General features: G+C 72.0%; 21 protein-coding genes and 1 tRNA gene. 11 read left to right on the forward strand and 11 right to left on the reverse strand.

The genetic code is table 11. The annotated features are described in order from the left end of the window. Nucleotides 1-50 precede the first annotated feature (50 nt). The 3 genes from GPA04_RS18690 to GPA04_RS18700 are packed head-to-tail and all read right to left on the reverse strand — an operon-like array spanning nucleotide 51 to nucleotide 1,965. Nucleotides 51-776: an anti-sigma factor family protein gene (locus GPA04_RS18690; RefSeq protein ID WP_156225729.1), complete on the reverse strand. Its 726-nt coding sequence runs from the start codon at nucleotides 774-776 to the stop codon at nucleotides 51-53. After that, nucleotides 773-1,294 (reverse strand): sigma-70 family RNA polymerase sigma factor, encoded by a 522-nt coding sequence (locus GPA04_RS18695; protein ID WP_156225730.1) that lies wholly within the window; start codon nucleotides 1,292-1,294, stop codon nucleotides 773-775. The genes GPA04_RS18690 and GPA04_RS18695 overlap by 4 nt, the downstream gene beginning before the upstream one ends. Continuing rightward, nucleotides 1,291-1,965 (reverse strand): YceI family protein, encoded by a 675-nt coding sequence (locus GPA04_RS18700; protein WP_156225731.1) that lies wholly within the window; start codon nucleotides 1,963-1,965, stop codon nucleotides 1,291-1,293. Before GPA04_RS18700 ends, GPA04_RS18695 begins: the two co-directional genes overlap by 4 nt. 318 nt (nucleotides 1,966-2,283) lie before the next feature. On the opposite strand from GPA04_RS18700, the gene cspE reads away from it, so the two are divergent. The 7 genes from cspE (at nucleotide 2,284) to bcp (ending at nucleotide 8,338) form a co-directional block, all read left to right on the forward strand. After that, nucleotides 2,284-2,487, forward strand: coding sequence for a transcription antiterminator/RNA stability regulator CspE (gene cspE / locus GPA04_RS18705; protein ID WP_156225732.1), 204 nt, complete (start codon nucleotides 2,284-2,286; stop codon nucleotides 2,485-2,487). 158 nt (nucleotides 2,488-2,645) lie between these two features. Beyond that, nucleotides 2,646-4,082 carry an argininosuccinate synthase gene (argG, locus tag GPA04_RS18710; RefSeq protein ID WP_156225733.1) on the forward strand — a complete coding sequence of 479 codons (1,437 nt, stop codon included), beginning with the start codon at nucleotides 2,646-2,648 and terminating at the stop codon, nucleotides 4,080-4,082. A gap of 69 nt (nucleotides 4,083-4,151) precedes the next feature. Continuing rightward, a complete protein-coding gene (locus GPA04_RS18715; protein ID WP_156225734.1) occupies nucleotides 4,152-5,375 on the forward strand; it encodes a sensor histidine kinase in 1,224 nt (407 codons plus the stop codon). Next, nucleotides 5,372-6,037 (forward strand): response regulator, encoded by a 666-nt coding sequence (locus GPA04_RS18720; RefSeq protein WP_156225735.1) that lies wholly within the window; start codon nucleotides 5,372-5,374, stop codon nucleotides 6,035-6,037. The genes GPA04_RS18715 and GPA04_RS18720 overlap by 4 nt, the downstream gene beginning before the upstream one ends. A gap of 142 nt (nucleotides 6,038-6,179) precedes the next feature. After that, a complete protein-coding gene (locus GPA04_RS18725) occupies nucleotides 6,180-7,286 on the forward strand; it encodes a hypothetical protein (RefSeq protein ID WP_156225736.1) in 1,107 nt (368 codons plus the stop codon). Nucleotides 7,287-7,423: 137 nt separating this feature from the next. Continuing rightward, complete coding sequence (locus GPA04_RS18730) at nucleotides 7,424-7,786, forward strand: SRPBCC family protein (RefSeq protein ID WP_156225737.1); 363 nt, start codon at nucleotides 7,424-7,426, stop codon at nucleotides 7,784-7,786. 75 nt (nucleotides 7,787-7,861) lie between these two features. Then, nucleotides 7,862-8,338 (forward strand): thioredoxin-dependent thiol peroxidase, encoded by a 477-nt coding sequence (gene bcp, locus GPA04_RS18735; RefSeq protein ID WP_156225738.1) that lies wholly within the window; start codon nucleotides 7,862-7,864, stop codon nucleotides 8,336-8,338. A 6-nt stretch (nucleotides 8,339-8,344) separates the two neighbouring features. Here bcp and GPA04_RS18740 read toward each other — a convergent pair whose 3' ends face one another. The 6 genes from GPA04_RS18740 to GPA04_RS18765 all read right to left on the reverse strand — a co-directional run bounded on the left by GPA04_RS18740 (nucleotide 8,345) and on the right by GPA04_RS18765 (nucleotide 13,618). Continuing rightward, entirely contained in the window at nucleotides 8,345-9,214 is an 870-nt protein-coding gene (locus tag GPA04_RS18740; protein WP_156225739.1) for a MurR/RpiR family transcriptional regulator, read from the reverse strand. 5 nt (nucleotides 9,215-9,219) lie between these two features. Next, on the reverse strand, nucleotides 9,220-10,089 hold the full coding sequence (gene phnE, locus GPA04_RS18745) for a phosphonate ABC transporter, permease protein PhnE (protein WP_156225740.1): 870 nt from the start codon (nucleotides 10,087-10,089) through the stop codon (nucleotides 9,220-9,222). Next, nucleotides 10,086-10,898, reverse strand: a complete 813-nt coding sequence (gene phnE, locus GPA04_RS18750) for a phosphonate ABC transporter, permease protein PhnE (RefSeq protein ID WP_156225741.1) — start codon at nucleotides 10,896-10,898, stop codon at nucleotides 10,086-10,088. Before phnE (GPA04_RS18750) ends, phnE (GPA04_RS18745) begins: the two co-directional genes overlap by 4 nt. Before the next feature lie 4 nt (nucleotides 10,899-10,902). Beyond that, nucleotides 10,903-11,700, reverse strand: a complete 798-nt coding sequence (gene phnC, locus GPA04_RS18755) for a phosphonate ABC transporter ATP-binding protein (RefSeq protein WP_156225742.1) — start codon at nucleotides 11,698-11,700, stop codon at nucleotides 10,903-10,905. A 15-nt stretch (nucleotides 11,701-11,715) separates the two neighbouring features. Further along, entirely contained in the window at nucleotides 11,716-12,729 is a 1,014-nt protein-coding gene (locus tag GPA04_RS18760) for a phosphate/phosphite/phosphonate ABC transporter substrate-binding protein (protein WP_156225743.1), read from the reverse strand. 166 nt (nucleotides 12,730-12,895) lie between these two features. Next, on the reverse strand, nucleotides 12,896-13,618 hold the full coding sequence (locus tag GPA04_RS18765; RefSeq protein WP_162458664.1) for an HAD family hydrolase: 723 nt from the start codon (nucleotides 13,616-13,618) through the stop codon (nucleotides 12,896-12,898). A gap of 50 nt (nucleotides 13,619-13,668) precedes the next feature. On the opposite strand from GPA04_RS18765, the gene GPA04_RS18770 reads away from it, so the two are divergent. The 4 genes from GPA04_RS18770 to GPA04_RS18785 all read left to right on the forward strand — a co-directional run bounded on the left by GPA04_RS18770 (nucleotide 13,669) and on the right by GPA04_RS18785 (nucleotide 21,412). Further along, a tRNA-Leu gene (locus GPA04_RS18770) sits at nucleotides 13,669-13,750 on the forward strand. A gap of 22 nt (nucleotides 13,751-13,772) precedes the next feature. Beyond that, nucleotides 13,773-15,032 (forward strand): alpha-amylase family protein, encoded by a 1,260-nt coding sequence (locus GPA04_RS18775; protein ID WP_156225745.1) that lies wholly within the window; start codon nucleotides 13,773-13,775, stop codon nucleotides 15,030-15,032. 58 nt (nucleotides 15,033-15,090) lie between these two features. Continuing rightward, nucleotides 15,091-15,630 (forward strand): NUDIX hydrolase family protein, encoded by a 540-nt coding sequence (locus tag GPA04_RS18780; protein ID WP_156225746.1) that lies wholly within the window; start codon nucleotides 15,091-15,093, stop codon nucleotides 15,628-15,630. Nucleotides 15,631-15,829: 199 nt separating this feature from the next. Then, nucleotides 15,830-21,412 (forward strand): Ig-like domain-containing protein, encoded by a 5,583-nt coding sequence (locus GPA04_RS18785; protein WP_156225747.1) that lies wholly within the window; start codon nucleotides 15,830-15,832, stop codon nucleotides 21,410-21,412. 11 nt (nucleotides 21,413-21,423) lie between these two features. On the opposite strand, the gene rdgB is transcribed toward GPA04_RS18785, so the two are convergent. Both rdgB and rph read right to left on the reverse strand, forming a co-directional pair. Further along, the gene (gene rdgB / locus GPA04_RS18790) at nucleotides 21,424-22,035 is read right to left on the reverse strand and encodes an RdgB/HAM1 family non-canonical purine NTP pyrophosphatase (RefSeq protein ID WP_156225748.1); all 612 of its coding nucleotides are present in this window, start codon (nucleotides 22,033-22,035) and stop codon (nucleotides 21,424-21,426) included. Next, nucleotides 22,032-22,829 carry a ribonuclease PH gene (gene rph / locus GPA04_RS18795; RefSeq protein WP_156225749.1) on the reverse strand — a complete coding sequence of 266 codons (798 nt, stop codon included), beginning with the start codon at nucleotides 22,827-22,829 and terminating at the stop codon, nucleotides 22,032-22,034. The genes rdgB and rph overlap by 4 nt, the downstream gene beginning before the upstream one ends. Between the last annotated feature and the right edge of the window lie 88 nt (nucleotides 22,830-22,917).

Genomic DNA, 22,917 nt, shown 5'->3' on the forward strand with positions numbered 1-22,917 from the left:
GAAGGGCCCTGACCGCGCGGTCAGGGCCCTTCGCCGTTCCTGCCGCCGCCTCAGAGCTCGGCCAGGTCCGCCGCGGCCAGCACCACGTCGACCCCCTCGACGCCCAGCTCGATGCGGGTGATCTGCTCGAGGCCGATCGCGGACGAGGCGAGCAGCCCGCTGGCGTGGTCGCCGCCGTCGCCGGTCCAGGTGGCGGCGACCGTGCGGGTCCCGTCCTCGTCGACGAGCACCAGCTCGTACACGCCGTCGGCCGGTCCAGGGCCACCGCCGTCGTCGTCGGGGTAGGAGCAGGACCACTCCATCTTCGTGCCCCAGGTCGACGGCGTCAGCACAAGATCCGCGGTCACGTCGCTGTCGCCCACGGGCGCCAGCGTGACGGCGGTGACCTCCGACGCGCCGGCACCGGCCCCCGCCTCGGTCAGCACCGCACCGCCCACGCCACCGGCCGCGACCAGCCCGACGGCGGCCGCCGCCTGCCACGCCCTCCGGCGGCGGCGGCGCCGCACCACGGCCGAGGCGAGCGAGGAGATCGCGACGACCTCTCCCCCACCCGACCGGCCGCCGTCGTCGGGCCCCACCGGCGCCACGAGCGCGAGCGCCTGCTCCCGGCTCAGCTCCGAGAGCACGGCGGGCATGCCCGCGAGCTCGGAGACCGCTTCGCGGCACGCGTCGCACCCGGCGAGGTGGCGCTCGAACTCACGGCGCTCCTGCGGGCCGAGCGCGCCGAGCACGTAGGCGGCATCCCAGTCCCGGTACCTGTCCTCGGGACCGCTCATGACGACACTCCTCTCTCCTGCAACGCCAGCCGCATGGCCCGAAGGCCGTAGTGCAGCCGGGACTTCACGGTGCCGGGCGGCAGGTCCAGCTCGTGGGCGAGGTCCGCCACCGACCGCCCCCGGTAGTACGCGCCGACCACCACGGCGCGGTGCTCGGCCGACAGCTCGACCAGCGCGTCCGCCACCAGCCAGGCGTCCAGCACCTCCTGCGTGCGGTCCTCGACGCCGAGCTCCGGCACCTCGTCGGTGGTGAGCTCCCGCCGCCGGCGTGCGCTGCGTGACTCGTCGACCACGAGGTTGCGCGCCACCGTGAACAGCCACGCACGCACCGACCCCTGCGGCCGGGTGAGCACCTCGGGGTTGCGCCACGCGCGCAGCAGCGTCTCCTGCACCACGTCGGCGGCGCGCGAGGGGTCGGTCATCGCCGCGACGTAACGGTGCAGGTCGCGGCCGTACGTCGCGTGCACCGCGGTCAGCAGCGCATCGGCGTCACCGTCGAGCCCGGCGCGGGCGCTCACCCCGCGACCAGCTCCAACGAGAACTCGATCGAGCCGGCGTCCTCGACCACGACGAATCCCAGGTCGGGTGCCTGCACGTCGAAGTCGGCGAAGGTGATCGGCGCCGAGCCCACGACCTGCAGGCCGTCGCCGCTCGCACCGGCCTGCGCCGTGACCGTGACCTGCTGGGTCACGCCGTGGATGGTGAGGTCGCCCACCATCGCGAGGTCACCGCCGTCGGTCCCGACGTCGAGCGGCTCGGTCACCTCGAACGTCGCCGTGGGGAACTCGTCGGTATGCAGGGCCTGGGTCCGGAAGTACTCGTCGCGCGCGGACTCGTCGGTCGCGACCGTGCTGAGATCGACCTCGATGGTGCCTGCGGTCAGCGTGCCCTCGGCGATGCTCACCGATCCGGTCACGTCCTCGGTGCGGCCCGTCACAGTGACATCCTGCCCGTTGAGCACCTCCTGGACCCGGTATCCGGCGAAGCTGCCCTCGGAGACCGACCAGTCGCCGTCGAGATCGGCGGGGCCGCTCTCGCTCGTCTCCGCCTCGGTGCCGCCCAGGGTCGGCGCCGCATCGGCGTTGCTGTTGACCCAGTTCCCGTACAGGCGCGTCCCGACCAGCACGGCCACGACGAGCACCACCAGCCCGATCCCCACCCCGGTCAGCACCCTGGTTCGCTTCTGCATGACGTCTCCCCTCGCTCGGTCTGCTCTCACCCAGAAAGACGAGACGGGGGGCCTCCGGGTTCAACGCACGGCGGCCGTCTTGCGCCTCGAGACACCGCACGCGGGGCTCTGGAGCGCTCCCGAGCACGAATTTCCTCCAGCCTCTCCCCTTCGGGCCGAATCTCGGCTACGCTTGGTCTCGAAGTTGCAGTGCATCGACGTCTTACTGGCGCCCGGTCCTTCGATGGATGGGCGTCTTTTCTTTCGAGATCTGACGGACGACACACCGTGGCAGCCGCACCGGCAAGAGGTGTGGCAGATCTTTGAAGGAGAATCATCATGACCCTCGGAACCGTGAAGTGGTTCAACGCCGAAAAGGGTTTCGGCTTCATCACCCCTGACGACGGCGGCGCCGACGTGTTCGCGCACTTCTCCGCCATCTCCGGCAACGGCTACCGTTCGCTCGAGGAGAACCAGAAGGTGGAGTTCGAGATCACCCAGGGCCCCAAGGGCCCCCAGGCGCAGAACATCACTGCTGTCTGAGCCTCAAGCTCATCTGACCCGCACGGGTCACCGAACGCGCACCTCGCTCCGGCGGGGTGCGCGTTTCGCGTCTCCGGGCCCGGTGGCTCCGGTGCTGTGAGCGAGCCGACACACCGACGCGGCGCCGCCATATTCACCCTGCTGTATATTTTCTCACTGTGTCCAAGGTTCTGACGTCCCTGCCCGCCGGTGAGCGCATCGGCATCGCCTTCTCCGGTGGTCTCGACACCTCTGTCGCGGTCGCGTGGATGCGTGAGAAGGGCGCGGTGCCCTGCACGTACACCGCCGATCTCGGCCAGTACGACGAGCCCGAGATCGACACCGTGCCCGCCCGCGCCGGCGAGTACGGCGCCGAGATCGCACGGCTGGTCGACTGCCGGAGCGCGCTCGTGGAGGAAGGTCTGTCCGCGCTCGCGTGCGGCGCGTTCCACATCCGCAGCGGCGGCAAGACGTACTTCAACACCACTCCCCTGGGCCGTGCGGTGACCGGCACCCTGCTGGTGCGGGCGATGGCCGACGACGACGTCTCGATCTGGGGCGACGGCTCCACCTTCAAGGGCAACGACATCGAGCGGTTCTACCGCTACGGGCTGCTGGCGAACCCCTCGCTCCGGATCTACAAGCCCTGGCTCGACGCCGACTTCGTCACCGAGCTCGGTGGCCGGCAGGAGATGAGCGAGTGGCTCACCGCCCGCGACCTGCCCTACCGCGCCAGCGCCGAGAAGGCGTACTCGACCGACGCCAACATCTGGGGCGCCACCCACGAGGCCAAGACGCTCGAGCATCTCGACACCTCGTTGGAGACCGTCGAGCCGATCATGGGCGTGCCGTTCTGGCGTGAGGACGTCGCGATCGCGACCGAGGACGTCAGCGTGACGTTCCTGCGCGGCCGCCCGGTGGCGATCAACGGCGTCGACTACCCGGACCCGGTGGCCCTCGTCCAGGAGGCGAACGCGATCGGCGGCCGGCACGGCCTCGGTATGAGCGACCAGATCGAGAACCGGATCATCGAGGCGAAGTCCCGCGGCATCTACGAGGCTCCCGGGATGGCGCTGCTGCACATCGCCTACGAGCGGCTGCTCAACGCCGTCCACAACGAGGACACCATCGCCAGCTACCACCACGAGGGCCGGCGTCTGGGCCGCCTGCTCTACGAGGGCCGCTGGCTCGACCCGCAGTCGCTCATGGTGCGCGAGCCCATCCAGCGCTGGGTCGCCTCGGTCGTCACCGGCCAGGTGACGATCCGGCTGCGCCGTGGCGACGACTACTCGATCGTGGACACCCGGGGCGAGAACTTCTCCTACCACCCGGACAAGCTCTCGATGGAGCGCACCGAGAACGCGGCGTTCGGGCCGACCGACCGGATCGGCCAGCTCACCATGCGCAACCTCGACATCGCGGACTCGCGCAGCAAGCTCGAGCTCTACGCCGGGCAGCCGCACGACCAGGGCCAGCTGCTGGTCGAGCACGGCACCCTGCTGGGCACGCTGCCCGCCGGTGGTGGCGAGACGATCGCGGCCAACCCGACCCTCGGCGACGTCGACGCCGCCGACGACGCGCTGGACGCCGCCGCGATGGAGTTCGGCACCGACTGATCCAGCCGGCGCGGGGACGTCCCCCGTCGCGGGGATCCGCTCGACGGCGCGATCGGGCAGCATGGTGGCGTGACCTCCACCCGCTCGCGGCTGCTGCGGCTGTCCTCGCACGCCGTCCGCGGTGGGGTGCATCTCGTGCTCGGCGGCATCATCGCCGCGGGCTACGTGGTCCTCGGCGCGGGCCTGGTGCAGCTCGCGCGGTCGGCCCCCGCGGTGCCGCTCGGGCTCACCGCGGTGCTGACCGCGATCGCCGTCCCGCTCGCGCTCGTGCCACCGCTGCTCGCGCCTGTGCGCGACGTCAACGTCGCGGCGGCGAGGAGCCTTCTCGACGTCGATCTCGCCGGCCCGACGGCGGAGCTCACCTGGGACGATCGGCTCAGGTCGGCAGGGTTCTTCGTCGCACACCTCATCGTGGGCGCGTTCGCGGTGGTGGCGCTGCTGTCGGGGATCCCGTTCGCCGTCGGGCTCGTGGGCTGGGCGGCGGGCGCCCGCGGCGACGGCTTCCAGATCAGCGCCCCCGCGATCGGTCTGTGGGGCGTGCCGCTCGCCGTGCTGATCCTGCTGGTACTGCCGGTGCTGGCCGTGCTCGGGCGCGCGCTGATGCGTGCGCTCGCGATGCCGCTGCTGGGGCCGAGCGCCAGCGCGCGTGAGCAGGCCGAGCGGCACGAGCGTCTCGTGCTCGCCGAGCGCAACCGGATCGCCCGCGAGCTGCACGACGGCGTGGGGCACGCGCTCGCGATCACCACGATGCAGGCGAGCGTGGCCGAGGCGTCGCTCGGACGCGACGACGCCGCCGCGCGGGCCGCGCTGGCCGAGATCGCGCGCGTGGGGCGCTCCGCGATGGCCGACCTCGACCGCAGCCTCGCGGTGCTGCGCGAGGAGAAGCGGGACACGGCCCCGCCCGCCCCGCAGCCGACCCTCGCCGACCTCCCCGGGCTGCGCAGCAGCGCCCACCTCGCGGGTCACGAGCTGCGGCTGTCCGGTGACCCGGGCGACCTGACCGGGTTGGACGACCTGCTCTCGCGCGAGTGCTACCAGGTGATCGCCGAGGCCGTGGTCAACGCGCAGCGGCACGGCAGCGGTCCCATCGACCTGAGCTGGCACCGCGGTGACGGAACCGTGACGCTCGAGGTGAGCAACGCCGTCGGCCCGGCTGGGCCGGCGGCGGCTGGTGGCGGCCGCGGGCTCATCGGCATGCGGGAGCGGGCTGCGCTGGTCGGTGCGACGCTGGAGGCCGGCGCCGACGGCGACCGGTGGCGAGTGGTGCTGACCGTCTCAGGGGTGGAGCGATGACAGAAGCGACGATCCGCGTGGTGCTGGTCGACGACGAGCCGCTCGTGCGCAGCGGGCTGCGGGCGATCCTGACGACCGAGCCGGGGGTCGAGGTGGTCGCCGAGGCCGACGACGGCGTCGCCGGAGTGGCCGCCGTGGACGAGCACGCGCCGGACGTCGTGCTCATGGACGTGCGCATGCCCGGCCTCGACGGCATCGCCGCCACCACGCGCATCCTGCAGCGCCATCCCGCGACCCGGGTCCTCGTGGTCACCACGTTCTCGGCCGACGACTACGTCCTCGACGCGCTGCGCGCCGGCGCCGCGGGGTTCCTGCTCAAGCGCGCCGAGCCGGATCAGATCCGGGAGGCGGTGCGGGTGGTCGCCCGCGGCGACGCGGTCCTGTTCCCGACGGCGGTGCGCCGCCTGGTGGGTGATGCTCGCCTCCAGCAGCCGCACCACGCGTCGTTGATCGGGCGGCTGACCGAACGGGAGCGCGAGGTGCTGCGCCTCCTGGCCGCCGGCCGCAGCAACGCCGAGATCGCCGCCGAGCTCTGGCTCGGGGTCGAGACCGTCAAGACGCACGTGACGAACGTGCTCGGCAAGCTCGGCGCCCGTGACCGGATGCAGGCCGCGATCTTCGCCTACGAGTCGGGCTTCTCCGACGCCGTCTCCGGCCTGTGACCCTTGCGTCATACGCCGCGAGCAAGCCTCACCTCCGGACGTATGACGCAATGCACTGGGTGAGCGGCACTCCCCCGACCGGGTGAGCCGGTTGGCTCCGGTGCGGGATCCACGCAGCGGCGCGACAGCGTTGGCTGGAGCCATGGACACCACAGAGATCACCTCATCCCGGCGGGCGCACCCCGGTGCGGACCTGCCCGAACGCCTCCGGCGCCCGACGCGCTGGACCACCGTCGGCGCGGCCCTGGCGGCAGCCGGCGGGCTCGGCGCCCTGATCGCCGGGCTGACCGGCCACGGCACCACCTCGAGCGAGGCCTACCCCTCGGTGTCGCTCACGATGGGGCTGCCGGTCGCGCACGTCTCGCTGCTGCTCGCGGCAGCCGCGGCGCTCGTGAGCGCCGGGCTGCTCGCGCTGGGCGCGATCGCACGCGCGGTCGGGCGCGGTCGGGCCCCGGCCGGTCGGACCCCGGCGCGAACCGTGCTGGCCGTCGGCATCCCGGCGATCGCCGTCGGGGCCCTCATGACGACCTGCGACGCGAACCCGCTCGCGCTCGCCGGCTACCTGCCGGCGGTCCTGATCGGGTCGGTGTTCTCGGCGCACTGGCGCGAGATCCTGGTGAGCATGCCCGCGGTCGAGCTCGGTTCCCAGCTCGTGCTCGCCGCCGTGGTGATCGTCGCGGTCGTCGCGACGCTCCGCGCCGTCGATGCCCTGCGCGGCCATGAGCCGCTGCCGGACTGGCAGCAGCCCGCGGCAGCGGCCCGCTGGGGCCGCACCGCGGTCGCGGTGGCCGTCGCGATCCCGCTGCTGTACGCCGTCACCCGCATCCTGTGGGTGCTCGGCTTCCCGATCGGGTTCGACGCCGAGGCCTACGCAGCGACCGGGGGCGACGTCAACAACGGCCTGATCCTGGCCGTCGGCGCGCTCGTGGGCGCCGTCCTGACCATCGGGCTGGTGCGGCCCTGGGGTGAGCGGTTCTGGCCCTGGTTCCCGGGGCTCGGCGGCAGGCGTGTGCCGGTCGGTCTCGCCGTCGTCCCCGCCTCGATCGTCGCGGCGCTGATCCTGCCCGCCGGGGTCTCGATGATCGTGGCGACGACCGGACAGCTCGGCATCGCGAGCATCGGGGAGCTCATGGACAACTGGGCAGCGCTCGGTGTCACTTTCCTGTGGCCGATCTGGAGCCTCGCCCTGGCGGTGGCCACCTGGGCGTACGCGCTGCGCAGGCGGCAGGACAGCGTCCTCGTCGCCTGAACAGCCACCCCAACCCCGACGGCGGACCCGCTGAGGCGAGGTCCGCCGTCGAAACGCCTGACATGACGCCAGATGACGTGGTGTGATGGCGGTGCGCCTCGGCGTGGTGCCGGGGCGTCCAACGTGAAGGAGCGTCGATGCAGGTCCGCGTGGTCCGAACCCTTGACGCTCCGCTCCCGCACGTGTGGGAGACGCTCGTCAGCCCGCACGGAACGCAGGCGATGCTCGGTCCCGGGGCCACCTTCGGCGGCAAGGGCGAGCCGTGGCACAGCGACGAGGGGCCGAGCGGCGTGCTGCGCAGCTATCACCCGCTCGAGCAGCTGCGCTGGTCCTGGCACGAGAGCCCCGACGCCCCGGCGACGATCGTCGAGCTGGACCTGCACGAGCACGGTGACGGCACCCGCCTCGACCTGAGCCACGAGGGCGTCGAGGACGTGGCGGCGTACGAGGTCCGCTGGGCCGCAGCACTGGACCGGCTGGGCGGAGCGGCAGCGGGTTAGGCTGGAGATCTCGCCCGGGCGTCACCGTAGCCGTCCGGGCGGGCTCGGCAGCCGCGCGCGACCTACAGTGGTGCCATGCCTCGACTCGACGTCGGCGCCCCCGCGCCCACCTTCACCCTGCCCGCCTCCGACGGCAGCCCCGTCAGTCTCGCCACCCTGATCGCGACCGCGAAGACCGGTGTCATCGTCTACTTCTACCCCGCTGCCAGCACCCCCGGCTGCACGACCGAGGCCTGCGACTTCCGCGACTCCCTCGCGTCGCTGACCTCGCACGGGTATGCGGTGGTCGGCGTCTCGCCCGACGAACCGGCCAAGCTCACCGCGTTCGTCGCGGACCAGCACCTGACCTTCCCGCTCCTCAGCGACCCCGAGCACGAGGTCCTCGAGGCGTACGGCGCGTGGGGCGAGAAGAAGAACTACGGCAAGACCTACGTCGGCGTCATCCGCTCCACCGTGGTGGTCGACCCCGACGGCAAGGTCGCCCTCGCGCAGTACAACGTCAAGGCCACCGGCCACGTCGCCAAGCTCCGCCGCGACCTCGGCATCGACTGATCGTGCTCAGCGGGGGTCCTGCAGGAACACCTCGCCGATGACGTCGAGCATCCGCGCCTGAGCCTCGCGCGCGGCGTCCGGGTGGCGCTCGGAGAGCGCGCGCACGAGCCCACCCGCGACGATCGCCTGCGGCAGCCGGGAGGTTCGCGTGATGTCGTCGCGGAACGACGGCGCCCCCAGTCCGACGACCAGGCTGACGGTCGTGACGTCGGCGAGCCCCGACGTCGAGGAGCCGGTGAGGCCGACGACGGCGGCGCCCGCCCGGGCAGCGGCCCTCGCCGCGGCGACGCTCGGCCGGGTGCTGCCCGAGCCGCTGACCACGACGCACACGTCGTTCGGGCCCAGCCGGCGTGCGCGCACACCCTGCTCGACGTGGTCGGTGGGGGCGTCCGCGTACCGGCCGATCGCGTTGAGGCGCATCGCCATCTCGGTCGCGACCGGGGAGGAGAGCCCGTTGCCCACCACGAGGACGTGCTCGGCGTCGGCGAGGAGGTCGACCACGCGCCGGACGTCGGCGGCGTCCAGGAGGGCGATCGCGTCCTCGATCGTGAGGGCGACGTCGTGGAGGAAGGCGCGGAACACGTCCGCGGGGTCGGGGCTGCCGTCCACACGAGCACCCGGTCGGTCGGCCGCGAGCCCGAGGTCGCGAGCCAGCAGCACCCGTAGCTGCGGGTAGCCGGTGAAGCCGAGCCGCTGCGCGGTTCTGACCACGGTGGCGCGCGAGGTGCCGGCCGCGTCGGCGATGTCCTGGGCGCTGGCCTCGATCGTCCAGTCGGGCCGGTCGGCGAAGATCTCGGCGACGCGGCGCTCGCTGGGGTTGAGCGCGGCCAGCTCGGTGCGGATGCGGGGAAGGACGCCTCCTGTCGGCACGGTCATCGGCGTCAGCCCATCTCCGCCATCGGTTCGCGCCCCGGGGTGAGGCTGCCCTTCGGACCGGCGATGATGCGGTGCCGCACCCGCGCCGAGATCTGGTCGACGATCACGGTCACCACGATGATGACGATCAGCGTGACCCCGATGCGGTCCCAGACGCGGCGCTGGAACAGCTGCGACAGGATCGAGCCGATGCCGCCGGCCCCGAGCAGGCCGAGGATCGCGCCGGCACGGATGTTGATCTCGAACCGGTACAGCCAGAAGGCGAGGATCTCCGGCAGCGCCTGCGGCACGACGCCCCACCAGATCACCTGCAGCTTGTTCCCTCCGGTCGAGGAGACGGCCTCGACCGGCCGCGGGTCGACCGCCTCGATCGCCTCGCTGCTGAGCTTGCCGAGCGTACCGATCGAGCCGACGCCGAGCGCCAGCGCACCCGCCAGCGGTCCGAACCCGAAGATCGGCATCATGATCGCGACCGCGATGATCAGCTCCGGGACCGCGCGGATGACGTTGAGGATCATGCGCGTCACCGCGACCACCGGTGCGGGGCTGATCGTGCGCGCCGCGAGGAACGCCACCGGGAACGAGCACGCCGCGCCGATCATGGTGCCGACCCAGGCCATCTGCAGCGACTCGAGCATGTACTGGAGGGCCGAGACCCAGTAGCCCTGGTGCGGGTCCGCCGTGGGGTTGGCCAGCACCCCCTCGCTCATCAGCCGCAGGTAGTCGCCGAAGATGCCGGGGGCGTCCAGCAGCCGCGACCACGGCGCGTTCACGGCCCAGATGCACACCAGCAGCACAGCGAGCGTGGCCAGCATGCCGAGGGTCTTCGGGAGCTTGCTCGGCGGGTGGGGGCGCTGGGTGGTCACCTCGCTCATATCAGCCTCCGGCGGATCGTCCGGGAGAGCTGGTCGAGCGCGAACACCACGACGATCAGCACCGCGACGACGGCGGAGATGTTGGCGTAGCTGAAGCTCGCCAGCTGCACGCGGATCACCTCGCCGATGCCGCCACCACCGCCCATGCCGATGACCAGCGAGGCACGGATGTTCAGCTCGAACACGTAGAAGCTGTAGGAGACGAACGAGGGCATCACCTGCGGGACCACGGCCACGCGGGCGCGCTGCAGCGCGTTCGCGCCGACCGCCTGGGCGGCCTCGACGGGACCGGGGTCCACGGCGTCGATGCTCTCCGCCGTCAGCTTCGCGGCGACGCCGATGTTGAACATGATGAGCGCGAGGATGCCGGCCAACGGGCCGGTGCTGACCACCGTGACGAAGAGCAGCACCCACGCCAGGTCCGGCAGGGACCGCTGCACCGCGAGGACGAGCTTCATCACCCGGTACAGAGCCGTGGGCGCGGTGACCCTGCTCGCCATCAGCGCCAGAACGAGCGCGAACGCGCACCCGATCAGCGAGGCGATGACCGCGATCTCGACCGTGACCAGCCACTGGTCGCGCACGCGCCAGGCGAACGCCCAGTTCGGGTCGAAGAACTGGCGGAGCACCTCCTGACCGTTGGTCAGGTCGGTGACCAGCGGCCGCAGCGTGAACTCGATCGCCCACAGGCAGTACACGCTGATGATCGCGGCGACACCGACACCGGCCCACATCGCCCACCGCGGCGCGGGCTTCGGAGGGCGGAGAGGCGTGCGCTCACCCAGCCGCTCCGTGGCGGTCGCGGTCACGCGGTCACGCCCTGTCCTCGGGATCGATCGTCACGGGCGGAGCGGCCACGACGTCGTCGGCTCGCAGCGAGCGCCCGTAGATGTCCTCGAAGACCGAGTCGTCGGCCTGGTCGGCGGTGCCGTCGAAGACGACCTTGCCGGCGCGCATCCCGATGATCCGGTCCGCGAAGCTCCGGGCGAGGTCGAGGAAGTGCAGGTTGACGACCGTGGTGATGCCGAGCTCGCGCTGGACACGACGCAGGTCGGACATGACCGCGTGCGCCGTCGGCGGGTCCAGCGAGGCGACCGGCTCGTCGGCGAGCACCACGCCGGCCTGCTGCGCGAGCACCCGCGCGATCGCCACCCGCTGCTGCTGGCCACCGGAGAGCTGGGAGGCGCGGGTGTAGGCCTTCTCGATGATGCCCACGCGCTCCAGCGCATCGAACGCGATGTCCTTGTTGGCGCTGCCGTAGGCGCCGACCAGCGTCGCCAGCGTCGAGGTGCGCGCGAGCCTGCCCATGAGGACGTTGTTGAGGACGCTCACACGCGTGACGAGATTGAAGGACTGGAAGATCATCCCGACCTCGCCGCGCAGCCGCCGCAGCTCGCGCTTGCTCGCCCCGTCCACGCGGCGACCGTTCACCTCGAGCTCGCCGGCGGTGACGGGGACCAGCCCGTTGATGGCGCGCACGAGCGTGGACTTGCCCGCTCCGGAGAGCCCGACGACGACGACGAACTCGCCGTCGGAGATCTCCAGACTGACGCCGTCCAGCCCCTTGGTGCCCGTGGGGTAGGTGACGTGGACGTCACGGAAGGTGATCATGGAGGCGGTCGGCCCTCAGCTCTCGTTGAAGGCCTGCGCCACCTGGCGTGCGGTGTCGAGCGCCTCGATGTCGGCCGGTGCGAGACCGTCGATGTCGTAGATGTCCTTGAGGACCTCGGCGCCCTCCTCGGTCTCGGAGATGGCCATGAACGCATCGGTGATCTGCTGGATCGCCTCGGCCGAGAGCTCACCGTTGACGGCGATGCCGTCGTTGGGGATCTCGGGCGAGGAGGCGAAGACGGTCACGGCGGTGCCGATCTCGGGGTTCTCCTCGATGAGGTTCTCGCGGGCGTCGTTGAAGCTGGTGCCCACGACGGCGTCGCCACGCTCGACGCTCTGCACCGAGTTCGGGTGACCACCGGCGAAGGCGGCCCCGGTGAGCTCGGTGGCCGGGTCGACGCCGAGGATCTGGCCGAGCTGGGTGGCCGGGTAGAAGTAGCCCGAGGCCGAGGAGGCGTCGACGAACGAGATGGCGGCGTCTGCGGGGATCAGCGCGAGGGCGTCCTCGCCCGTGGGGCCCTCCTGGGCCTCGGCGCCGTTGCAGTAGGCGTACTCGTTGCCCTCGTCGTCGGCCTCGGTGATGACCTCGTCGAGGCAGTAGGTGTCGGTATCGGTGGTGAACCACTGCGTGTGATAGGTCGAGGAGCCGTAGCGCACCGACTGCAGGATCGGTTGCGCACCGGCCTGGTCGACGGCGTTGACCAACGCGATCGGGCCGAACATGCCGATGTCGGCCTGCCCGGTCTGCATGCCGACGACCAGCGCGGCGAAGTCGGTGGAGATGAAGGTCTCGACGTCGACGCCCAGCTCGGCGCTGAGCAGCTCGCCCAGCTCGTCGGCGTCCTCGGTGAGCTGGTCGACCTCGACCGAGGGCACCAGGCCGAGGATGAGCGTGTCGGGCAGACCCTCGGCGCCATCGCCGCCGGCGTCGTCACCACCGGTCGGGTCGTCACCGCTGCCGCTGCCGCAGGCGGTGAGGGCGAGCACCGCCGCGGCGGCGATGGCTGGGGCGAGAGTGGAACGCTTCATGCTGACCTCGGGCTCGTGACGTCGCGGACCGGGAGCCGGTGGGAGTAACGACATTGCGCCCGCACGCCCGGATGTGAACACGCGTTGCACGCTACTGACCGGCAGCAGCGAGCGCCAGGGGCGGCGAGGTCGCGGAGGTATCGATCAGGTAAACAGTCGCGGGCGGTCAGGTCTGCGAAGCGAGCAGCCCGACCGGGTCCTGCGCCCACGCACGGATCACCGGGTAGAGCTCCTCGATCGTCGGCGCGCTGGCGGTGCTGGGCGCCCGACCCGACCCGTACCGGTCGATGTGGAACCCGCGAGCGCCCAGCTGCATCGCCGGCTCGACGTCGTTGACCCAGACGTCGCCCACGCTCGCCAGGTACTCGGGCGAGTCGACGGCGCCGCTCTGTGCCAGCAGGGTGCTCAGGTGCTCCGCCATGCGGGCCGGCTTCCCGGCGTCCGGGATCACGGCGTCGAGACGCTCGGCGATCCGCACGCCCGTGAGCCACGTCACGGCGCCCACCGACGGCGCGTTGGTCACCAGCACCACGCGCACGCCCGCGGCCCGGACGTCGTCGAGAAGCTCGACGATCCCCTCCGGTGCGTACGCGCTGCCCTCGCCCGCCTCCATCCGCTCACGCGACCGGCGGTAGGCCGCAGCGACCTCCTCCGGCGGGAGCGCGAACGGGGCACCGAGGTAGAACAGCGCGTGATAGCCGTCCTCGGCGTCCTCGACGCGCTCCCGACCGTCGAGAAAGGCCTCCAGGCGCCGACGCACCTCCGCGGCGCTCTCGTGGTCGTCGACGAGCTTGCTCAGCTCGTCGGCGAACAGGTGGATCGGGTCGTCACCGAGGCACAGCGTGCCGTCGAAGTCGAGGACGAGCGTGGGCGTGGGCTGGTCGGGCACGTGCTTCCGATCATGGGGGGATGGTCCTGGCACCTACGCTATGTCGAGGAGCGCGAGTGGCGTAACTGGCAGCCGCGCAGGATTTAGGTTCCTGTGCCTTCGGGCGTGTGGGTTCGAGTCCCACCTCGCGCACGCTCCCGCCTACGGTGGGGCGATGAGCAACGTCCCGCCCGCCTGGGCCGCCGACACGATCTGGTGGCACGTCTACCCGTTGGGCGCGGTCGGCGCACCGATCCACGAGCCCGACCCCACGCCCGGGCCGCGGCTGCGGCGCCTGCAGCCCTGGCTGGACCACGTGATCGAGCTCGGCGCCAACGGGCTGCTCCTCGGGCCGGTCTTCGCCTCCACCAGCCACGGGTACGACACGACCGACTTCTTCCAGGTCGACCCGCGGCTGGGCACCGAGGCCGACCTCGTGGACCTGGTCGCGAGCTGCCGCGAGCGGGGCATCCGCGTGCTCCTCGACGGGGTGTTCAGCCACGTCGGCCGGGCGCACCCGGAGGTGGCGGCCGCCCTGGCCGGCGGCCCGGACTCCACCGCCGGCGCGCTCCTCGACATCGACTGGGACGCCGACGGCGGCCCGGCGCCGCGCGTCTTCGAGGGCCACGACGCCCTGGTGAGGCTCAGGCACGACGGGAGCGCCGCCGTCGACCTCGCGGTCGAGGTGATGTGCCACTGGCTCGATCGCGGCATCGACGGCTGGCGGCTCGACGCCGCCTACTCGGTGCCCGCGCAGTTCTGGGCGCAGGTGCTGCCCCGGGTCCGCGAGCGGCACCCGCAGGCGTGGTTCCTGGGCGAGGTGATCCACGGCGACTACGCGGGCTTCGTCACGGCGTCGGGCGTGGACTCGGTGACGCAGTACGAGCTGTGGAAGGCGATCTGGTCGAGCCTGCTCGATGCCAACTTCTTCGAGCTCGCGCACGCGCTGGGCCGCCACCAGGAGCTGCTGGACACGTTCCTGCCGAACACGTTCGTGGGCAACCACGACGTGACGCGCATCGCGACCACGCTGGGGCACGACCGCGCGGCGCTGGCGCTGACCGTGCTCATGACCGTGGCGGGACTGCCCTCGATCTACTACGGCGACGACCTCGGCTGGCTCGGCACCAAGGAGGAACGCCTCGGCGGCGACGACGCGGTGCGGCCCGAGCTGCCGGGCTCGGCCGCCGAGATCGCGGCCGAGGGCGCCGCCGGCCGGGCGCTGCAGGCGCACCGCGCATTGATCTCGCTGCGGCGGCGCCATCCCTGGTTGACGGCGTCGCGCACCGAGGTGCTCGACCTCACGAACACCCGGCTGCGCTACCGGGCCCTCGGACCCGGGACCCACCTCGAGGTGACGCTCGACCTGGAGGGCTCGCCCTCCGCCGTCGTGCTCGACCAGAGCGGCCAGACCCTGTGGCGTCACGACGCCTGACGTCCCCTCGCGGGTGTGGCGCCGTGCGAGCGAGGCGGCGACAGGGTAGAACTAGGACGTGAGCGAGGTAGGCACGGACGACATCGGCAGCTGGTTCTCCCCCGAGGAGCTGGCGGTGATCAGGCGTCGCATGCCGATCCTGTACGTGGACGCGATCCCCGTCCGGGTCGACGCCGACGGCGTGATCACCGCGGTCGGCACGCTGCTGCGGACCCCACGCGAGGGCGGGATCCAGCGCGCGCTGGTCAGCGGTCGCGTCATGTACCACGAGCGCATCCGGGACGCCCTGGCGCGCCACCTCGACAAGGATCTCGGGCCGATGGCGCTCCCCCGGCTCCCGGTCTCGCCGGTGCCGTTCACGGTCGCGGAGTACTTCCCGACGCCGGGGATCACCGCCTACCACGACCCGCGCCAGCACGCGGTCTCGCTCGCGTTCATCATCCCCGTCGAGGGCGACTGCCAGCCCCAGCAGGACGCGCTCGACATCGACTGGTTCACGCCCGAGCAGATCATCGCGCCCGAGATCCTCGCGGAGATGGTCGACGGTCACTCCGCCCTGATCCGCACCGCGCTGGCCGTCACGGGGCGGCTGCTCTGAGCGCCTGATCTGCCGCTCGAAGGTGCAGCTGTTGAGCGTGCTGCCTGCGCGCTGACCCGCCCCAGACAGGGAGCGCACCTCGACACGGACGTCAAGGGCATGCCAAGATCACGTGCTCGCATGTCCATTTTCGGGGGGATAACAAGTGCGGCCAGCTGGGGCATCGATGCCGTTTGTCTTGCGCCGAACGATCGCGGGGGTGTCCAGCGCGCTGCTCGTCGTCGTCGGCCTGATCGCGTCGGTACCACCCGCAGCGGCGGCCGACGCCACGGTGACCACGGGCGCTGAGCTCGTCGAGGCGTTCGACTGCGACGGCGCAGACACCTGCACCGTGACGGCCGACGCCGACATCGTCTCCAGCCAAGGACCTGCAGTCGCCGAGGGGCGAACGGTGACCCTCGACCTGGCCGGCCACCAGGTGACGATCAGCAGCCAGCGTGACCACGCCGGCATCGCGGTGCCGCCGGGGGCGGCGCTGGTGATCGAGGACAGCGTGGGCGGCGCCGTCCTGACCACGACCGGCGGGGCCTTCGGCGCAGGCATCGGTGGCGACTACCTCGAGAGCGCCGGTGCGATCACGATCAACGGGGGCGAGGTGACCGCCGTCGGTGGTGGTCTGGCCGCAGGGATCGGAGGCGGTCAGGAGGGTGGCGGCGGCGACGTCATGATCGGCTCCGGCGCCGCCGTCACCGCCTCGGGCGCGTCAGCCACCTCCGTCGCCATCGGTCCCGGCTCCGGCGGGAGCGGGCTCGGGTCGCTCAGCAACGCCGGCACGGTGACGATCCCGGCCGCGAGCTACATCAGCATCCCTGAGGGCGTCACCGTCACGAACTCCGGCACGTTGACCGGCGGCGGCAGGCTCGACAACGACGGCGCGATCGCGAACACCGGCATCGTGGACGTCGATACGCTCGCCGTGACCGGCCGCCACTACCTGGTGTCCTTCGACGCCAACGGTGGCGACGGCGCTCCGGAACCGCTGCGCTTGTTCGCCCCCACCCTCGAGGCGGGCGCGCTGACGCTGCCCGCCACCGCGCCGACCCGGCCGGGTCACGGCTTCACGGGCTGGTTCACCTCCGCCTCCGGCACCGGGCAGCCGGTCACCGAGCAGACCGTGATCGGGACCGGCTCGGCCACCAACGCCCCGCTCTCGGTCACCCTGTTCGCCGGCTGGGAAGAGCTGCCCGGGAGCCAGACCTCCGTCACCTCCGGCGTGAACCCGGCGCGAGAGACCGACACGGTCACCTTGACCGCCACCGTGGACCCCGTGCCCGACGGCGGCACGGTCGCCTTCCTCGACCGCGACAGCGCGATCGAGGGGTGCGACGCTGTGCCCGTCGACGCCTCCGGCACCGCGACCTGCACGCCCGACCTCGACGCCGGCCGGTACGTCGTCACGGCTGAGTTCTCCGGGACGGACGCCGTCGCTGCCAGCGTGTCCGGCAGGCTGCTGCAGGTCGTCTACCCCACCGTCGCCGGTCACGTGGCGGCCTGGGGCGCCAACGTCCACGACGGCGGGTACGAGGTGCCGGCCCCCGACCCAGCCGGGCAGATCGACGTGCCGGAGGGACTCGACGACGTCATCGCTGTGGCGGCCGGCACCGATCACAGCCTGGCGCTGACCGCGTCCGGGACGGTCGTGGGTTGGGGCGGCAACCGGGCCGGCGAGACCGACATACCGTCCGGCCTGAGCGACGTGGTGGCGATCGATGCCGGCGCTCAGTACAGCCTGGCGTTGCAGGCCGACGGAACTGTGGTGGCCTGGGGTCGCAACGTGAACGGTGAGACCGACGTGCCGGGCGATCTCACCGATGTGGTGGCGATCGCCGCCGGCGACTTCCACGCCGTGGCGCTGAGATCGGACGGCAGCGTCGTGGTCTGGGGACTGAACAACCAGGGCCAGCACGCTGTTCCGGACGATTTGTTCGCGACCACGATCTCCGCCGGCACCTTCCACACCTATGCCCTGACCCCGAGCGGCACGGTGGCCGGCTGGGGTGGCTTCTCCTGGGGCCAGCTGAGCCCGCCCGGCGGTCTCGGTGAGGTCACCCAGATCGAGGCCGGCGGCGTGTGGAGCCTGGCGCTGACCGGCGGCTCCCTCGTGGCCTGGGGTGGCGACGGCCGGGGAGAGACGGACGTCCCCGACCTGAGTGACGCCGTCGAGGTGTCCGCCGGCTGGTACCACGGTGTGGCCCGGACCGGCGACGGCACGATCCTGGCATGGGGCGACAACTCCGCCGCACAGCTCGAGGTGCCGAGCGATCTGTCCCGTGTCGTCGCGCTGTCGGCAGGTGGAGCACACACGCTGGCCCTGATGTCGACCCCACCGGTCATCAACATCAACACCACCACCACGGTGGAGTCGTCGGCGAACCCGTCGATGGCTGATGAGGCCGTCACGTTCACGGCGGACGTCGCCCCGAACCCGGGCGGCGGGACCGTCAACTTCTCCGACGGGTCGACGACGCTGTGCGCCGATGTCCCGGTGGACCCCGCCAGCGGTGAGGCGACCTGCACCCAGACCTTCACCAGCGGCAGCCACTCGATCACGGCGGCGTTCTCCGGTTCCGGGCAGTACCTCGCCTCCACCTCGGCTCCCCTGACCCAGGTCGTGAACGCTCCGGTCGAGGCCCCGACGATCACCACCACCACCCTTCCGGACGGCACTGTCGGCTCTGCCTCCATCGCGAACCTGGCCGCCAGCGGCGGAGCTGTGCCCTACACCTGGTCCCTCTCCGGTGGCGACCTCCCGCCGGGACTGCAGCTGAGCAGCAGCAGCATCATCGGTATCCCCAGCGCCGCCGGCACCTGGACCTTCACGGTCACCGTGACCGATGCGAACCTGCAGACCGACAGCCAGGAACTGTCGATGACGATCGCGCCTGCCGGTGTGTCGTTGGATGTCTCGACGGTGACCGCCGCCCCGACCTCGGTGATCGCCGACGGCGCCAGCACGTCCACCGTCACGGTGACGGTCAGAAACACCGTGGGGCAGCCGATGGCTGGGAAGACCGTCGCGCTGCAGCTCTCCGGCAGCGCGATCGCCCAGCCCGCCAGCGGCCCGTCCGACAGTGCCGGCGTGGTGACGTTCCTCGTGACCGACACCGTGGCCGAGCAGGTCACCATCACCGCGACTGTCGACGGTGCAGCGCTCACCTACTCGACCGACGTCACCTTCACCGCCGGGCCGGTCGCGGCCGCCGGCTCGACCGTGACCGCCACGCCCACCGAGGTGCCGGCCGACGGCGAGACCGCCTCGACGATCACCGTCACCCTCCGCGACGCGAACGGCAACCCTGTCGCCGGTGAGTCGGCGACCCTGGCCGCCGGCGGTGGGTCCTCGGTGATCTCCGAGGCTAGCGGCCCCTCGGACGCCGACGGCGTCGTCACGTTCACCGTGACGAGCACCGTGGCCGAGCAGGTCACCTACGCCGCCACTGCCGGTGGCACCCAGATCGATCAGACCGCGGCCGTCACGTTCACCGTCGGGTCCGTCTCCCGCATCGCCTCGACCGTTGTTGCCAGCCCGACCACGGTCACCGCCGACGGCGAGAGCACCTCGACGATCACCGTCACCCTCCGCGACGCCACCGGCAACGCGATTCCGGGCCAGGCCGTGACACTGGCCGCAAGCAGCGGCTCCTCGACGATCTCCGAACCCAGCGGGTCCTCGGGCGCCGACGGCATGGTCAGCTTCAGCGTCACGAACACCGTGGCCGAGCAGGTCACCTACGCCGCCACCGCCGGCGGCACCCAGATCGACCAGACCGCGGCCGTCACGTTCACCGCCGGGTCCGTCTCCCCCATCGCCTCGACCGTTGTTGCCAGCCCGACCTCGGTCACCGCCGACGGCGAGAGCACCTCGACGATCACAGTCACCCTCCGCGACGCCACCGGCAACGCGATTCCCGGCCAGGCCGTGACGCTGGCCGCAACGAGCGGCTCCTCGACGATCTCCGAACCCAGCGGGTCCTCGGGCGCCGACGGCATGGTCAGCTTCAGCGTCACGAACACCGTGGCCGAGCAGGTCACCTACACCGCCACCGCCGGCGACACCGCGCTCACGCAGACGGCGCAGGTGCAGTTCACGGCCGGTGCCGTCTCCCCGACAGCCTCGAGCGTCACCGCGAACCCCACCTCGGTCACCGCCGACGGCGAGAGCGCCGCCACGATCACCGTCACGCTCCTGGACGCGAACGACAACCCGGTCCCCGGGCTCTCGGTGACCCTGGCCGCCGGAGGCGGCTCCTCGGTGATCTCCGAGCCCAGCGGGCCCTCCGACGCCGACGGCGTGGTCACGTTCACCGTGACCGACACCGTGGCGGAGCAGGTCACCTACACCGCCACCGCCGGCGGCACCGAGATCGATGACTCGGCGGCCGTGACGTTCACCGTCGGCGAGGTCTCCGTGAGCGGCTCGACACTGACCGCCGAGCCGACCACCGTCGTCGCCGATGGCCAGAGCATCTCGAGCATCACCGCGGTGATCGTCGACGCCCAGGGCAACCCGGTTCCGGGGCAGGTCGTCACCCTGGTCGCCGATGGCGGCAGCTCGGTGATCGCACCGCCCACGGCGATCACCGGCAGCGACGGGAGGGTCGTGTTCTCCGTGACCAGCACGGTCGCGGAACAGGTGACCTACGGCGCCACGGTGAGTCCCGCCGTCGTCCCCCTGCTGATCCAGGCACTCGCCGCCGACGACCTCACGCTGGACGCGACGACCACGGTGACCTTTGTCGCCGGCGCCGTCTCGGCCACCGAGTCGACCCTGACGGCCGACCCGACCACGGTCGCCGCGGACGGCGTGGCCGCCTCGACGATCACGGTGACGCTCCGGGACGCCCAGGGCAACGCCGTCGCCGGCGAGGAGGTCAGCCTGACCGCTGACGGCGGCAGCTCCCAGATCTCGGCATCGAGCGGGCCCTCCGACGGCGACGGGATCGTCACCTTCACCGTGACCGACGACGTGGCCGAGCAGGTCAGCTACACCGCCGTCGCCGGCTCCACCGAGCTGGCGACCCCCGTGCTGGTGACGTTCGTGTCCGTACCGACGGCACCGCTGGACCTGGTGGCGAGCGCCGGTGACGGATCGGTCGACCTCACCTGGTCGCCGCCGGCCGACGACGGGCAGTCCCCCGTGCTCGGCTACCTCGTCTACCGCTCGACCGAGCCTGGCCTGCTGGGCACGGCGCTGACCGGCGAGCCGTTGGACGCGACCTCCTTCACCGACTCGGACGTGACGAACCGGACCACCTACGTCTACACGGTCATCGCGGTGAACGCCGTCGGCGAGTCGGCCCCCGCGCAGCCGGCCGAGGCCACACCGTTCGCACCGCTGGCAGTCAGCACCGACGCGCTCCCCTCGGGCACGGTGGGCGTCGCCTACCGCGCCCAGCTGGAGGCCACCGGTGGCCTGGACTCGGACTACACCTGGGCGCTCGCCGTCGGCGACCTCCCCCCGGGGCTCACACTGTCCACCGACGGCACGATCTCCGGGACCCCGACCAGCGCCGGGACCTACACGTTCACGGTCACCGTGAACGACCCGGTGCCGGCCGAGCTGGTGATCGTCATCGATCCCGCGGACGTGCCGCCGGTCGATGAGACGCCCACCGACGGCTCCCCGACCGACAGCTCGAGCTCCCCGACCGACGGCTCAGCAGGCGACGGCACGAACCTGCCCACCACCGGGATCGGGACAGCCGGTGCCCTGCTGGCCGGACTGGTGCTGCTCGCCGGGCTCGCCCTGGTGCTGGTCAGCCGGCGCCGCCGAGGCCTGTAGCCCGCTGGGCGTCAGGCCAGCAGCTCGGCGATCAGCGGCGCGAGCTCGCGGAACGCCCGGGAACGGTGCGAGATCGCGTTCTTCTCCTCCGAGGTGAGCTGGGCGTAGCTGCGGTCGTGGCCGTCCGGCATGAACAGCGGGTCGTAGCCGAAGCCGCCGCCGCCGACCGGCTCGGTGAGCAACCGGCCGCGTACCACGCCCTCGCGGACCTCCTCGCGACCGTCCGGGGTCACCAGTGCGCCGGCGCACACGAACTGGGCGCCGCGGTGCTCGGGACCGACGTCCTCGAGCTGAGCGAGCAGCAGCGCGTTGTTGGCGGCGTCGTCGCGCTGGCGACCGGCCCAGTAGACCGAGAACACCCCGGGCGAACCGCCGAGGACGTCGACGGCGAAGCCCGAGTCGTCAGCCACGGCCGGCAGCCCGGTGTGGGCGACGAGGGCGCGCGCCTTGAGAAGAGCGTTCTCGGCGAAGGTCACGCCGGTCTCGGGCACGTCGGGGCCGTCGACGTCGGCGGCGCTGACCACCCCGTCCGTGGGCACGCCGGCCGCGGCGAGGATGTCGCGGAGCTCCTGCAGCTTGTGGTCGTTGCGGGTGGCGAGCACGAGCCTCGGCGAGATCGTCATCGCGCGAGGGGACCCGGCTCGGCGGTGCGGGTCAACGGCTCGGCGAGCGCCGCCGTCTGGAGCCGGGCGAGCCCGGCGGTGCCCGCGAGGGCGAGGTCGAGGAGCTGGTCGAGCTCGGCGCGGTCGAACGGCGCCCCCTCGGCGGTGCCCTGGACCTCCACGAAGCTGCCGGAGCCGGTGACCACGACGTTCATGTCGGTCTCGGCGGTGACGTCCTCGACGTAGGGCAGGTCGAGCATCGGGGTGCCGTCGATGATCCCGACGCTGACGGCGGAGACCGAGTCGGTCAGCACGGTGGCGTCGCGCTTGATCGCCCCGTGCTCGCGTCCCCACGCCACGGCGTCGGCGAGCGCCACGTAGGCCCCGGTGATCGCGGCGGTGCGGGTGCCACCATCGGCCTGCAGCACGTCGCAGTCGAGCACGATCGAGTTCTCACCGAGCGCGGACAGGTCGATGATGGCGCGCAGCGAGCGGCCGATCAGGCGGGAGATCTCGTGGGTACGGCCGCCGATCTTGCCCTTGACGGACTCGCGGTCGGACCGGGTGGTGGTCGCGCGCGGCAGCATCGAGTACTCGGCGGTCACCCAGCCCAGCCCGGAACCCTTGCGCCAGCGCGGCACCGAGTCGGTGAACGAGGCGGTGCACAGCACCCGGGTGCCGCCGAACTGCACGAGCACCGACCCCTCCGCGTGGTCGGACCAGCCGCGCGTGAAGGACACGGGTCGGAGCTGGTCGGGCGCGCGTCCATCGGCACGAACGACGGGCGGGTTCACGGCGGAGCTGGTCTCGGTCACGGTCCCCCACCCTACGAGGTCCCCGCACCCCCTCCGTCACCCAGCGCCCCGCCCCCACACCAGGTTTCAACACGATTCCGTTCACCCC

The organism is Pseudactinotalea suaedae (assembly GCF_009733815.1).
GTDB lineage: Bacteria > Actinomycetota > Actinomycetes > Actinomycetales > Beutenbergiaceae > Pseudactinotalea > Pseudactinotalea suaedae.